This window comes from Pseudomonas sp. NFACC41-3 (assembly GCF_900109505.1).
Taxonomy (GTDB): Bacteria; Pseudomonadota; Gammaproteobacteria; order Pseudomonadales; family Pseudomonadaceae; genus Aquipseudomonas; species Aquipseudomonas chlororaphis.
Window position 1 is genome coordinate 1,185,627 of sequence record NZ_FOAE01000001.1, and the last position, 12,382, is coordinate 1,198,008.

The window sequence follows — 12,382 nt, forward strand, 5'->3', positions numbered from 1 at the left end:
ACGGTTTGTTAGATGTTTAGTTGTGGGTATTTAGTGTTTCTGCTTATTGGATTTTGTAACTGTTGGCGTATTCCGTATGGGACTGATGTGATTCGGGAAAATCATTTGTCAGCGGTATTTTTGTGGGCTTTAGTGGGGGTGGAAAACAATTCGCGAACACTTCCAAACAGCATGATTCAATCATGGGTGGTTTAAATATAATAAGAAGGTAAGCCATGACAGACTCCACAAAAGTGCCGGCTGCGTGCGATACAGCGGGCGATTTTCATAATGAGAAAACCGCCGGCGGACTGAAAAGAACCCTGACGCCCCGCCACCTGAACATGATCGCCATCGGCGGCTGCATCGGTACCGGGCTGTTCGTCGCCTCGGGCTCGACCATTGCCCAGTCCGGGCCGGGCGGCGCGCTGCTGGCCTTTGTGGTCATCGGCGCCATGGTGTTCTTCCTGATGACCAGCCTCGGTGAACTGGCGTCCTGCATGCCGGTCACCGGTTCATTCTCGACTTATGCCTCGAAGTATGTCGATGAAAGTTTCGGCTTCGCCCTGGGCTGGAACTACTGGTATGCCTGGGCGGTGACCGTTGCAGTCGATCTGGTGGCCGCGCAGATCATCATGGCTTATTGGTTTCCGGAGGTGCCGGGGTATATCTGGAGTGCGGCTTTTCTATTGATCATCAGCGCACTTAATATGGCCTCGGTGCGCTTGTTCGGTGAGTCCGAATATTGGTTCGCCCTGATTAAAGTCATCACTATCCTGCTGTTTATCACGGTGGGCATTCTGATGTTGTTCGGCATTCTCAGCGGCGGCGAAAATGCCGGCCCCAGGCTCTGGTTGATTGGCGATGCGCCGATTGTCGGCGGCCTGGGGGCCCTGGTCGGGGTGGCGATGATCGTGGGGTTTTCGTTCCAGGGCACCGAGTTCGTCGGCATCGCCGCCGGTGAAACCCGGGACCCCGGGAAAAACGTGCCGCGCGCGGTGCGGCAGATCTTCTGGCGGATCCTGCTGTTCTACGTGCTGACCATCCTGATCATCGGCCTGTTGATTCCTTACAACGACCCGAGCCTGTTGAGGAATGGGGTGTCCGATATCCGTGTCAGCCCCTTCACCCTGATCTTCGAACGGGCCGACATGCTCGGCGCGGCTGCGGTGATGAACGCGGTGATCCTGACCTCGGTGCTGTCCGCCGGGAACTCCGGCATGTATGCCTCCTCGCGGATGCTCTACAGCCTGGCTCTGGAAGGCAAGGCGCCGGCGATCTTCGCCCGTTTGAGCGCATCCGGCACCCCGCGGTGGGCGCTGCTGGCCACGGCCACGGTGGCGGCCCTGTGCTTCCTGACCTTCATCTTCAGCCCGGGGCAGATCTATAACTGGCTGCTCAACACCTCGGGCATGCTCGGCTTTATCGCCTGGCTGGGCATCGCGGTCAGCCACTACCGGTTTCGTCGCGGTTATGTGCGCCAGGGCCATGACCTGGGCAATTTGCCTTATGTGTCGCGGTTCTTTCCGTTCGGGCCGATTTTCGCCTTTGTCCTGTGCCTGTTCGTCACCCTGGGGCAGAACTATCAAGCCCTGCTCGGCGACTCGATCGATTGGGCCGGGCTGACCGCCACCTATATTGGCCTGGTGCTGTTCCTGGCGATCTGGCTGGCGCACAAAGTTGTCAGTGGATCCAGGTTCGTCCGGTTTGCTGACATGAGCTTTTCGATGATTCGCAACAAGTCCGAGACTTGCCCGCCGCTGGAATCGGCTATGAATGAGAATGCGGGTCTTCCTGTGCGAATGACCCAGGTCGGAGCCAAGTGATGAGTCAGGATTTTCTCGAAAGTTATTACCAGGCCACGGTTGAAAAGACCGCCTATCCGGCGCTTGGCGGCCGGGTGGAAACCCGGGTGTGCATTCTGGGCGGCGGGCTGGCCGGGCTGTCCACGGCGCTTGGCCTGGCCGAACGCGGCGTAACCGACGTGGTGGTGCTGGAGTCCCACACCGTGGGGCACGGCGCCTCGGGGCGCAACGGCGGTTTTGTATTCGGCGGCTATTGCCTGGGCAATGCCGAGCTGCTCAAGACCCTGGGCCGCGAGGAAGCGCGGCGGCTCTACCGGCTGACCATCGACGCGGTCGAACTGATCCGCCAGCGCGTCCGGCAATACGGTATCCAGTGCGACCTGACCGACAGGGGCGTGCTGCTGGCCAACTGGTTCAACGACCCGGCGCGTCTGGAAAAGCCTCGGCAACTGATGAAGGAGGTCTACGGCGTCGACTGGCAGTACGTACCGCCGGGCGAGTTGCGGGAAAAGCTCAAGACCGAGCGCTATTTCGGCGCCTTGTTCGAGAGCAATGCCTTTCACTTCCACCCGCTCAAATATGTGTATGGCGTGGCGGCGGCTGTCGCCGGCTACGGCATCGATATCCACGAACACTCCGCGGCCCTGGCGATCGAGCAGCAGGGCGGCAAGTACCTGATCAGGACCGCGGGTGGCGAAGTCCTGGCTGAACAGGTGGTGTTCGCCGCGGGTGGTTACGCCCGTGGGCTGTACCGCCCGGTGGAGCGAGCGACGCTGCCGATTGCCACCTATGTGGTGGCGACCGAGCCCCTGGGCGAGCGTTTGCGGGAAGCGATCGACTGCGAGTCGGCCATTTACGACACCCGCTTTGCCTTCGACTATTACCGCCCACTGGCGGACAGCCGGATTCTCTGGGGCGGGCGCATTTCCATCCTCAATCGTGGCCCGCAGGCGATTGCCGGCTTGCTCAAAGCCGATCTGGTCACGGTCTACCCGCAATTGGCCGACGTCGAGATCGAGTATTCCTGGGGCGGGCTGATGAGCTACGGCCGCCAGCAGATGGCGCAGATCGGCCGGGACGACAACGGCGTGTGGCATGCCGTGGGGTTCGGCGGTCACGGCATGGCGCCGACCACGGTGGCGGGGGAAGTGCTGGCGGATGCCATCGCCAAGGCCATCCCCATTCCCCAGGGCTTTGGCCAGTTCGGCCTGGTGCCCACCTTTGGCTTGGCCGGTCTGGTCGCGGCGCAGGCGACCTATACCGCCTATCAGGCCCTGGACGCCTACGATGCCCACCGTTTGAACAAATGACCGCAGCTTCTCCCGGGCCATACAGGTCATGGAGCAATCTCAGCGTTTTCTGGCCCAAACCCCGGAATGAACTTATGCTGGCGGGCAAATCTGCACTCATTGAAAACCCAAGGCGTGACGCGAGGACGTTCCGAGCGTCTACGACTTGAACAAGTGACGCTGCTGCAGCCCGTATTGGCTCTTGGCATATTGAAATTGGGAGATTGTGTATGGTCATCAAACCCCGCGTTCGCGGCTTTATCTGTGTGACGACCCACCCGGTCGGTTGCGAAGCCAACGTCAAGCAACAGATCGACTACGTCACCGAACAAGGCACCATCGACGCTGGGCCAAAGAACGTACTGGTGCTCGGCGCTTCCACCGGCTACGGCCTGGCCGCACGTATCACCGCCGCCTTCGGTTGCGGCGCCAACACCCTGGGTGTGTTCTTCGAGCGCGGCAGCGTTGACGGCAAGCTCGGCACCGCCGGCTGGTACAACACCGCGGCTTTCCACAAGTTCGCCGAAGAAAAAGGCCTGTACGCCAAGAGCATCAACGGCGACGCCTTCTCCGACGAAGTCAAGCGCCAGACCATCGAAACCATCAAGCGCGACCTGGGCAAGATCGACCTGGTGGTCTACAGCCTGGCCGCTCCGCGCCGTACCCACCCGAAAACCGGCGAAGTCCTGAGCTCGACCCTCAAGCCGCTGGGCAAATCGGTGACCCTGCGCGGTGTCGACACCGACAAGGAAATCGTTAAGGAAACCACCCTGCAGCCAGCCACCCAGGAAGAAATCGACGGCACCGTGGCCGTGATGGGCGGCGAAGACTGGCAAATGTGGATCGACGCGCTGCACGAAGCCGGCGTCCTGGCCGAAGGCGCGAAAACCACCGCTTTCACCTACCTGGGCGAGAAGCTGACCCACGACATCTACTGGAACGGTTCCATCGGCGAAGCCAAGAAGGACCTGGACCAGAAAGTCATCGGCATCCGCAAGGAGCTGTCGGACCTGGGCGGCGACGCGCGGGTATCGGTGCTCAAGGCCGTGGTGACCCAGGCCAGCTCGGCGATCCCGATCATGCCGCTGTACTTGTCGCTGCTGTTCAAGGTCATGAAAGAGCAGGGCAGTCACGAAGGTTGCATCGAGCAGGTCTACGGTCTGTACAAGGACAGCCTGTACAACCCGAACCCGATCATCGACCAGGAAGGCCGCCTGCGTGCCGACTACAAGGAACTGGAACCTGCTGTCCAGGACCGCGTGAAGCAGCTGTGGGATGAAGTCACCAGCGAAAACCTCTACCAGATGACCGACTTCGCCGGCTACAAGCAGGAATTCCTGCGCCTGTTCGGCTTCGAGATCGACGGCGTCGACTATGAAGCCGATGTCGATCCGGACGTGAAGATCGCCAACCTGATCCAGGTGTAAGCGAACTTAACGCATCATTGCCAACGCCCCTCCCATGAGGGGCGTTGTCGTTTCTGCCCGGGCTGTGCGCAGGTTCAGGCCGGTGCCTGGCAACGGTCGGCCTGGGCCGGGATCGACATCTGGCGCATCACTCGTGTTGAATGTCGGCCCATTGCCAAGGGGGAAGACCATGCAAGCCGCACCCGTGCGCATCACCGCCGAGGAGATGCTCTCCGACAACTGGTACCTGCTGAAGAAATACAGCTTCGACCTGCAGCGCCGCGACGGCAGCTGGCAGGCGCAGACCCGCGAGGTCTACGACCGCGGCAATGGCGCGACCATCCTGCTGTACAACCGCGAGCGGCGCACGGTGCTGCTGATCCGCCAGTTCCGCATGCCGACCTACGTCAACGACCACAGCGGCTACTTGATCGAGACCGCCGCCGGCCTGCTGGACAATGCCAGCCCGGAGGAGCGCATCCGCCTGGAAGCCGAGGAGGAAACCGGCTACCGCGTCGGCACGGTCGAGAAGATCTATGAAGCCTTCATGAGCCCAGGCTCGGTCACCGAGCGCATCCACTTTTTCATCGGCGAATACTCCCCCCGACGACCGTATCGGCGACGGTGGCGGCCTGGAGGAAGAGGGCGAGGACATCGAGGTGCTGGAGCTGGGTTACCAGCAGGCGCTGGACATGGTGCGCAGCGGCGAGATCGTCGACGGCAAGACCATCATGCTCCTGCAATATCTGGAACTGCGCCTGATGCCGCCGCGCCGCCTGACGATCCTGGTGGCCGCGCCCCGGTACTCGGCAACCGACGATGCGGCGGCGCTGGCGCGGCAGGTTGCCAGCCTGGATGACTGGGCCGCGCAGTTGTTCGAGGCCGGGCACAGCCCCGTGTTCGGCCAGTGGCTGGGGTTGGCGACGGATGCTTCGAGCGCTGTCGACGAGTTCCAGGCGGGTGCGCGGCAGCAGTTGCAACGTTGCGACGCGCTGCTGCGCATCGGCGGGGCCTGCGCCAGTGCCGATGCCCTGGTCGCCATGGGTGAGCAATTGGGCTTGCCGGTCTACCGTTCGCTGCAGGACATCCCGCGTTGCACTTCGGCCAGTTGAGCCAGCGCTCACCTGGCCGGTTGGCCGACGGCCTTGTATCGGAGTGTGTATCGGCCCGCTGCTGATACACCTGCTTGTCCTGGCGCCGGTTGCGCACACAACCCGGATACACCCCGAGGATTAACTACGTCCACCCGCCAGCACCGAGCTTCTCGGTGTCGGTGGCGGGAACCGTTAATCAATCCATCGAAGGGGTATCAGCATGTTCAAACTCTCCAATGTTTCCAACGTCGCGCTCGGCCTGGCGCTGGTCGGCGGCCTGGGCCTGTCCACCGCCGCTTCGGCGCTGAGCATGACCGAGCTGTCCCAGGGCTACACCCTGGCCGCGGCCGACGGGGTCAAGACCTCCACCGAAGGCAAGTGCGGCGAAGACAAGTTCGCCAAGACCGACACTAACCACGACGGCAAGGTCTCCCGCGAGGAGTTCATCGCCGCCGCCCCCGAGCGCGCCGCCGAGTTCGACAAGATCGACGCCAACCACGATGGCGCCATCAGCCTGAGCGAAGCCAAGCAGTACCTGGCGGCCAAGGCCGGTTCGGCCGAAGGCAAATGTGGCGAAGGCAAGTGCGGTGCGGCGATCGAGTCCTGATCGACGGTGGCGGGGGGCATCCGGGTGCCCCCCGGTTTTTTCCGGGGCAACCAGGAGACTGGCCCATGCAACCCTCTCACAGCGTGTTATCTACCCTGGCTCCGCGGCTGCCCGTTTCGGCAACCGTGGGGCTTGGCTTGCGTCGTGCCTTGCTCGACTCATTGCATACGGCGCCTGCGGGCGCTTTTGACTTTCTGGAACTGGCGCCGGAAAACTGGATCGGCATCGGCGGTGCCCATGGCGCCGCGTTGCGCGCCCTGGCCGAGCGCTGCCCGTTGACCTGCCACGGGCTGTCGTTGTCCCTCGGTGGCCCGGCACCGCTGGACCTAGGGTTCCTGCGGGAAGTGCGGCAGTTTCTCGAGCGTTTTAAGGTGCCGCTGTACAGCGAACATCTGAGCTACTGTGGCGACGACGGGCACCTCTACGACCTGCTGCCGCTACCGTTCACCGAAGAGGCGGTGCGCCATGTCGCGGCGCGCATCCGCCAGGCCCAGGAGGTGCTGGGCCGGCGTCTGGCGGTGGAGAATGTCTCGTACTACGCTGCGCCGCGCCAGGACATGGACGAGCTGGCGTTCACCAACGCGGTGCTGGCCGAAGCCGATTGTGACCTGTTGCTGGACGTCAACAACCTCTACGTCAACTCGGTGAACCACGGGTTCGAGCCCCAGGCCTTTCTTGCCGGCCTGCCGCCAGAACGGGTGGTGGCGATGCACGTGGCCGGGCACTACGACCAGTCCGACAGCCTGAAGATCGACACCCACGGTGCGCCGGTCAAAGCGGTGGTCTGGGATTTATTGGCGCGCGCCTACCAACTGTTTGGCGTGCAACCGACCCTGCTGGAACGGGACTTCAACTTCCCGCCATTCGCCGAGCTGCTGGGCGAGCTGGACAGCATCCGCCAGTTGCAGGCCAGTGCCTGCCAGATGCAGGGGCGGCTGGCCCATGGATAAGCCGCTGATCGCCCTCGACGCCCAGCAACAGGCCCTGACCGCCTACCTGCGCGACCCCGAGCACCGGGCGCCGCCCGCCGGGATGGACCGCGCGCGGGCGGAGATTTACCGCGAGCTGGTGTTCGACAACCTGCAGTCGTTGCTCAGCGGTACTTTTCCGGTGCTGCGTTCGGTGCTCGGCGAGACGGACTGGCGCCGGCTGCTGCGGGTGTTCCTGCGCGAGCACCGCTGTGCCACGCCAAAGTTCGGCGAGATCGCCGGCGAATTCGTGGCCTGGATGGCTTCCACGCCCGCCGGTTTGCAGGACGGCAGTTGGCCGGCCTTCATGGTCGAACTGAGCCATTACGAGTGGATCGAAATGGCCCTGCAACAGACCGAGGCCGAACCGCTGCCGGCCAGCGACCCGGAGCTGCTATTGCGTCGCCCGCTGCGCCTGTCGCCCCTGGCCTGGCCGCTGGCCTACGCCTGGCCGGTGCAGCGCCTGGGCCCGGCCTGGCGTCCCAGCGACCCCGGGGCAGCACCGACCTTGTTGCTGATCTACCGCGATGCCGGCTACCGCGTGCGCTTTTGCGAACTCAGCCCGCTGGCCTGGCGCCTGCTGGAGCGTATCGAGGCGTTCCCCCAACTCCACGGTCGCGCCCAGTTGCAAGGCCTGGCCCTGGAAGCGGGCATCGACGACCTCGACACCTTTCTCGCCAATGGCCAGAGCCTGCTACGACAACTGCACGGCCAAGGCACTATCGGCCCAATGTAGCCGCTGGCGCAGCCTGCGATCGGCGGCGTAGCCGTCGTAAAACCTGGTTGCACGTTCTTCCTGGCACACCGCGTTGCCTGGGTTTGCGTCTGCTGCGCAGCCGATCGCAGGCTGCGCCAGCGGCTACGGGGATATGTGCCTGTTATCGAACTTCCGCCGTAGAAACACCAAAGCCGCAGCTCACGCTGCGGCTTTTTTGCCCCTCGGTATCAGCGTCCGTGGCGCAGGCGCCCGATCAATGCATCCAGGCTGAGTTTGCCCGGGCCCTGGAACAGCAGGGGCAGCAGCGCCGCCAGGTAGATCGCCGGCAGTTTGAAGTTGCCGTGGCCCTTGTTGCTGATGGCGTAACCCTGGGCCAGTTCACTGAGGCTCGACCAGTCGGCCGGCCAGTGCACGGCGGCGGTGGCGACCACAGTGACCACGATCAGCACCAGCGCGGCGCAGCGGGTGCCCAGGCCCAGCAGCAACGCCAGGGGGCACAGCAGCTCGGCCCACATCGACAGCTGCCAGTTCAGGCTCGCCGGCAACTGGTCGAAGGGAAACGGGAAGGCGGACTGGATCTGCTGGAACCAGTTTTCCCCCCGCCATTTTTCCAGGCCCGACTCGAAGAACTCCCAGGCCAGCAACAGGCGCAGGCTGAGGAGCGCGACCCAGGGGGACAGGCGATTGAGGTGGCGTTGCAGCCCGTCGAGGGCGGACGAAAGCGTGAGGATCATGGGGTGGATCTCCTGGGCAAAGTGGGGGGCATTACAAAAGCGGCGCCGTCTGCGACGTCGATCGCAGCGCCTGCGCCAGCGGCTACCGGGGCGGTATCAGCTCAGCGCGGGTTCAGGGCCTGGCGTTGCCGGCGTTTGTTGGCCTGAGCCAGCTTGCCCAGCAGGTTGATCGCCATGGCCGAGCAGGTGAGCGTGAAAGGCAGCAGGTACCAGGCGCTCAAGGGGATGCGTTTGAAATTGGAGAAAGCGAATATCGCGGCGATCACCCACATGCCGGTGGTGTGCAAGCGTTTCCAGGCCGTGCGGCTGAGCAGCGAGGCCGGGCCTTTGAACGAGGTCAGGGTCAGCAGCAGGATAAACAGGTAACCCACGGACCCGGGCAGGTTGCCCAGGGTGCTGCGGCCGGGCCAGAACTCCGGGTTCAGTTGCCCGTAGCTGTAGATCAGCAGCGCGTGGACCAGGTGCGAGAAGGCGAACGCCAGGCCGATGAAACGGCGCTCGCGCACCAGCGTCTGGCTCAGGGGAGAGGGCAGCAGCACGGCGAACGCCGAGGCAGTGAAGGCCAGCAGAAATAGCACGAAAGATGAGCGCGCGGTGGCGCGGATGGCGCTGCGGGTGGCCTCGATCAGGTTCGGCTCGAGCAGTAGCACCAGCGCGGTCATCAGCAGCACGGCGGCGGCCAGCAGGCTGAACAGCCGCCAGCCGTGGAAACGCGAGGGAAGGGATTGAGTGGGCATGAGAGGCTCCTTGAGGTTGGGCGCCGCTGTCGCGGCGCGTCCCAGGAGTCTTGCAAGGCCATGTATATCGGCTGTGTCGGCGAGGGGCGGTTATGTATGCCTGTGTAGCGAGGCGCTCAGAGGCTGGCCTTGTTGCTGACCAGGATCAGTTCCGCGCACAGGCCACCGCCCTGGCGATTGCTCAGGCGCAGCGAGCCACCCAGGGCCACCGCCAGTTGCTGGGCGATGGCCAGCCCCAGGCCGGTGCCGCCGGTGTCGCGATTGCGCGAGCTTTCCACCCGATAGAACGGCTTGAGCACTTCGGCCAGTTGCTCTTCGCTGATCCCCGGGCCGCGGTCCAGGACCTTGACCGACAGGCGATCGCCGGCTTGTGCCTGGACCTCGATCCGCGCCGCGCCGGAGAACTTCAGCGCGTTGTCCACCAGGTTCACCAGCACCCGGCGCAGGGCGTGGGGGCGGGTGTCGATCAGCGCGCCGTTCTTGCCGGCCAGCTCGACGTCCTGGCCGGTGTCCTGGTAGTCGAACACCAGGCTGTCGAGAAACGCGTCCAGGTCGATGCGGCAACTGGCCTCGGTGGCGCCATGGATGCTGCGGGCATAGGCCACGCCCTCGCGCACCAGGTGCTCCATTTCACTCAGGTCGTTCCACAGCTTGTCCTTCTCGGCGGAGTCGTCCATGAACTCGGCGCGCAGTTTCATGCGGGTGATCGGCGTCTGCAGGTCGTGGGAGATCGCCGCCAGCAGTTGCATGCGCTCCTTGAGGTAGGCGCCGATCCGCGCCTGCAGGGCATTGAAGGCCTTAGCCGCGTGCACCACTTCGATCGGGCCTTTTTCGTCCAGGTGTACGCCGTGGGTGTTGGGGTCGAGGCTGTCCACCGCCTGGGCCAGCCGGGTCAGTGGGCGCACGGCGATGCGTACCGCCAGCCAGGCGCAGAGGATCAGCACCAGCAACTGCCCCAGCAACACTGCCGGCAACCAGGGCGATATCGGCGTCATCGCCGGGCGCACGTCGATGGTCAGTGGGCTGCCGTCGGCCAGTTGCAGGTGGGCCTGATAGTGCTGGCGCGGTCCGGGAATGGTGTTGAACGCCAGGTCGTAGTCGCGGCCGAGGGCGCTCTTGATCGAGTTCACCGAGACCGGTACATCCTCGCCGTCCAGGGGCTGGCCGGGTTCGCCGGCGCTGAGCAGGTAGCCATAGTTGCGCCGTTGCAGACGTTGCAGCCAGGCGGGGCGCTCGGCGGCGGGCAGGCGATCGAGGATGGCGATGGAGGTGGCGACGTCGCTCTCCAGGTTGCCGAGCATGGTCATCTTCGCGCTCTGGTAGCGCTCGTAGGACTGCGCGGCGAACGACAGGCCCTGGGCCAGCGCCAGGCCGATCAGGAAAATCAGCGACAGCCGCGAGGCGAGGGTGCGCGGCCAGTGCAACGCAAGCTTCATGACGCGGCCTCGAGGATCTCCACCGGCAGCGAGAACACATAACCCTCGCTGCGCACGGTCTTGATGTAGGCCGGTTCGCGAGCATCGTCCAGCAGGCGCTGGCGCAGGCGGCTGACCAGCAGGTCGATGGAACGGTCGAACAGGTCGGCGTCGCGGCCCTGGGTCAGGTTGAGCAGCTGGTCGCGGTTGAGCACCCGTTGCGGGTGGTCGAGGAACACCCGCAGCAGCCGGTATTCGGCGCCGCTCAGGGCGACCAGGGTGCCGTCCTGGTCCAGCAGGTGGCGCGCGGTGGTGTCCAGGCGCCAGCGGCCGAAGCCCAGCAGGCGGCCGCTCTCGGTGACCACCAGGTTCGGCGGCAGCATGCGCGTGCGGCGCAGCACGGCATTGATCCGCGCCAGCAGCTCGCGGGCGGCGAAGGGCTTGACCAGGTAATCGTCGGCGCCCATCTCCAGGCCGATGATGCGGTCGGTCTCATCGTTGCGCGCGGTGAGCATCAGCACCGGCGTAGCCTTGTGCTTGCCGGCGCGCAGCTCGCGGCACAGCAGCAGGCCATCGTCGCCGGGCAGCATGATGTCGAGCACGATCAGGTCCACCGGGGTGGTTTCCAGGAAGCTGCGCATCTGCCTGCCGTCAGCCACTACCGTGGTGCGCAGGCCGTTCTTTTTCAGGTAGTTGCCTACCAGCTCTCTGATCTCGCGGTCGTCATCGACTATCAATACGTGATCGACATGATCCATGGGGTTGCCTCTGTATAGGGTCGTGCTGCCTAGTCTATAGGGCCCGGGCGGGCCTGCCTGCGGCGCTTTGTATTGCAGTGTATCTGGCGCCTGGCTGAATACACGGCGATGCAAAACAGGGTTTTTCCGACGCCTTTGTATCGCTGTGTATCCCCCGGCGGCGTGGATACGCAGGGAAACAGCAAGGGCGGTTTGCCGACACAGGCGCGATACCTTGCGCGCATTCAATGGGCTCCATCGAGGCACAGCCACTGGCCTCGCCACCAAAGCCCATTGTCGTTCGAGGAAACCCGCATGAAACGCACCGCCCTCTACGCCGCCTGCCTGTTCGCCGCGCTGAATATCTGCACCCTGTCGGCCCGTGCCGAAAGCACGGTACAGGCCCAGACCTACAGCTACGGCACCCAGCTGGATATCCAGAAAGTCCTGTCGATGACCGAAGACGCCGAGCCGAGCTGCGGCGTGGTCAATGCGCGCATGACTTACCTCGATTCCCAGGGCCGTACCCAGGCCCTGGATTACCGCAAGTTCGCCAACAACTGTAACGACGGCAACTGAGTGCACTCATTTGTCATGTAGTCCCTGTTGAACATGAGGATCAGCCCATGAACACCCTGAAAACCTGCCTGCTTTCCCTGACCTTGACCCTGGCCGGCGTGGCCGTGGATGCCAGCGCCGCCGATTCGTCCTGCACGACCTGCTTCCAGCTCGCGCCCTTGAGCCAGGGCGGCCAGCCAGAGCGAGCGGCGCCGCTGCTCGCCGAAGGCGGCTACGAGCGCACCCCGCAGGGGATGCGCGCCGACAACCAGGCCTGAACCGGGCCTGCCACCCCTGAATACGCCCGCCATCGATGGCGGGCGGGACATTGACCG

12 protein-coding genes and 1 pseudogene are annotated in these 12,382 nt (G+C 64.1%); 9 read left to right on the forward strand and 4 right to left on the reverse strand.

The window, feature by feature from the left end; all coding sequences use genetic code 11:
* Positions 1 to 215: 215 nt before the first annotated feature.
* The 7 genes and pseudogenes from BMY68_RS05485 to BMY68_RS05515 all read left to right on the forward strand — a co-directional run bounded on the left by BMY68_RS05485 (position 216) and on the right by BMY68_RS05515 (position 7,884).
* On the forward strand, positions 216 to 1,805 hold the full coding sequence (locus BMY68_RS05485; protein WP_092160413.1) for an amino acid permease: 1,590 nt from the start codon (positions 216 to 218) through the stop codon (positions 1,803 to 1,805).
* Complete coding sequence (locus BMY68_RS05490; protein ID WP_085531146.1) at positions 1,805 to 3,094, forward strand: NAD(P)/FAD-dependent oxidoreductase; 1,290 nt, start codon at positions 1,805 to 1,807, stop codon at positions 3,092 to 3,094. Before BMY68_RS05485 ends, BMY68_RS05490 begins: the two co-directional genes overlap by 1 nt.
* 209 nt (positions 3,095 to 3,303) lie before the next feature.
* Positions 3,304 to 4,500 carry an enoyl-ACP reductase FabV gene (gene fabV / locus BMY68_RS05495; RefSeq protein ID WP_016704607.1) on the forward strand — a complete coding sequence of 399 codons (1,197 nt, stop codon included), beginning with the start codon at positions 3,304 to 3,306 and terminating at the stop codon, positions 4,498 to 4,500.
* Positions 4,501 to 4,669: 169 nt separating this feature from the next.
* Positions 4,670 to 5,243 (forward strand): annotated as a pseudogene (nudK, locus tag BMY68_RS30030) (GDP-mannose pyrophosphatase NudK); the annotation flags it as partial.
* Between the two features lie 550 nt (positions 5,244 to 5,793).
* Complete coding sequence (locus BMY68_RS05505) at positions 5,794 to 6,180, forward strand: EF-hand domain-containing protein (protein WP_009048660.1); 387 nt, start codon at positions 5,794 to 5,796, stop codon at positions 6,178 to 6,180.
* Positions 6,181 to 6,245: 65 nt separating this feature from the next.
* Positions 6,246 to 7,130 carry an HvfB family MNIO-type RiPP peptide maturase gene (locus BMY68_RS05510; protein WP_085531144.1) on the forward strand — a complete coding sequence of 295 codons (885 nt, stop codon included), beginning with the start codon at positions 6,246 to 6,248 and terminating at the stop codon, positions 7,128 to 7,130.
* Entirely contained in the window at positions 7,123 to 7,884 is a 762-nt protein-coding gene (locus BMY68_RS05515) for an HvfC family RiPP maturation protein (protein WP_085531142.1), read from the forward strand. Before BMY68_RS05510 ends, BMY68_RS05515 begins: the two co-directional genes overlap by 8 nt.
* Before the next feature lie 209 nt (positions 7,885 to 8,093).
* On the opposite strand, the gene BMY68_RS05520 is transcribed toward BMY68_RS05515, so the two are convergent.
* The 4 genes from BMY68_RS05520 to BMY68_RS05535 all read right to left on the reverse strand — a co-directional run bounded on the left by BMY68_RS05520 (position 8,094) and on the right by BMY68_RS05535 (position 11,510).
* Positions 8,094 to 8,600, reverse strand: a complete 507-nt coding sequence (locus tag BMY68_RS05520) for an HvfX family Cu-binding RiPP maturation protein (RefSeq protein WP_085531140.1) — start codon at positions 8,598 to 8,600, stop codon at positions 8,094 to 8,096.
* A 101-nt stretch (positions 8,601 to 8,701) separates the two neighbouring features.
* Positions 8,702 to 9,337, reverse strand: a complete 636-nt coding sequence (locus tag BMY68_RS05525; protein ID WP_085531139.1) for a hypothetical protein — start codon at positions 9,335 to 9,337, stop codon at positions 8,702 to 8,704.
* Between the two features lie 116 nt (positions 9,338 to 9,453).
* Complete coding sequence (locus tag BMY68_RS05530; protein ID WP_085531137.1) at positions 9,454 to 10,773, reverse strand: ATP-binding protein; 1,320 nt, start codon at positions 10,771 to 10,773, stop codon at positions 9,454 to 9,456.
* Positions 10,770 to 11,510 carry a response regulator gene (locus BMY68_RS05535; RefSeq protein ID WP_023968023.1) on the reverse strand — a complete coding sequence of 247 codons (741 nt, stop codon included), beginning with the start codon at positions 11,508 to 11,510 and terminating at the stop codon, positions 10,770 to 10,772. Before BMY68_RS05535 ends, BMY68_RS05530 begins: the two co-directional genes overlap by 4 nt.
* Positions 11,511 to 11,804: 294 nt before the next feature.
* On the opposite strand from BMY68_RS05535, the gene BMY68_RS05540 reads away from it, so the two are divergent.
* Both BMY68_RS05540 and BMY68_RS05545 read left to right on the forward strand, forming a co-directional pair.
* Positions 11,805 to 12,068 (forward strand): DUF2790 domain-containing protein, encoded by a 264-nt coding sequence (locus BMY68_RS05540; RefSeq protein ID WP_009048667.1) that lies wholly within the window; start codon positions 11,805 to 11,807, stop codon positions 12,066 to 12,068.
* A gap of 47 nt (positions 12,069 to 12,115) precedes the next feature.
* Positions 12,116 to 12,325, forward strand: a complete 210-nt coding sequence (locus BMY68_RS05545) for a hypothetical protein (protein ID WP_085531135.1) — start codon at positions 12,116 to 12,118, stop codon at positions 12,323 to 12,325.
* The last annotated feature ends 57 nt before the right edge of the window (positions 12,326 to 12,382 follow it).

What these genes read in the sequence shown, in the direction of transcription:
- BMY68_RS05485 (WP_092160413.1), top strand. Translation starts at nt 216, where the DNA reads ATGACAGACTCCACAAAAGTGCCGGCTGCGTGCGATACAGCGGGCGAT.
- BMY68_RS05490 (WP_085531146.1), top strand. Translation starts at nt 1,805, where the DNA reads ATGAGTCAGGATTTTCTCGAAAGTTATTACCAGGCCACGGTTGAAAAG.
- fabV (WP_016704607.1), top strand. Translation starts at nt 3,304, where the DNA reads ATGGTCATCAAACCCCGCGTTCGCGGCTTTATCTGTGTGACGACCCAC.
- BMY68_RS05505 (WP_009048660.1), top strand. Translation starts at nt 5,794, where the DNA reads ATGTTCAAACTCTCCAATGTTTCCAACGTCGCGCTCGGCCTGGCGCTG.
- BMY68_RS05510 (WP_085531144.1), top strand. Translation starts at nt 6,246, where the DNA reads ATGCAACCCTCTCACAGCGTGTTATCTACCCTGGCTCCGCGGCTGCCC.
- BMY68_RS05515 (WP_085531142.1), top strand. Translation starts at nt 7,123, where the DNA reads ATGGATAAGCCGCTGATCGCCCTCGACGCCCAGCAACAGGCCCTGACC.
- BMY68_RS05520 (WP_085531140.1), bottom strand. Translation starts at nt 8,600, where the DNA reads ATGATCCTCACGCTTTCGTCCGCCCTCGACGGGCTGCAACGCCACCTC.
- BMY68_RS05525 (WP_085531139.1), bottom strand. Translation starts at nt 9,337, where the DNA reads ATGCCCACTCAATCCCTTCCCTCGCGTTTCCACGGCTGGCGGCTGTTC.
- BMY68_RS05530 (WP_085531137.1), bottom strand. Translation starts at nt 10,773, where the DNA reads ATGAAGCTTGCGTTGCACTGGCCGCGCACCCTCGCCTCGCGGCTGTCG.
- BMY68_RS05535 (WP_023968023.1), bottom strand. Translation starts at nt 11,510, where the DNA reads ATGGATCATGTCGATCACGTATTGATAGTCGATGACGACCGCGAGATC.
- BMY68_RS05540 (WP_009048667.1), top strand. Translation starts at nt 11,805, where the DNA reads ATGAAACGCACCGCCCTCTACGCCGCCTGCCTGTTCGCCGCGCTGAAT.
- BMY68_RS05545 (WP_085531135.1), top strand. Translation starts at nt 12,116, where the DNA reads ATGAACACCCTGAAAACCTGCCTGCTTTCCCTGACCTTGACCCTGGCC.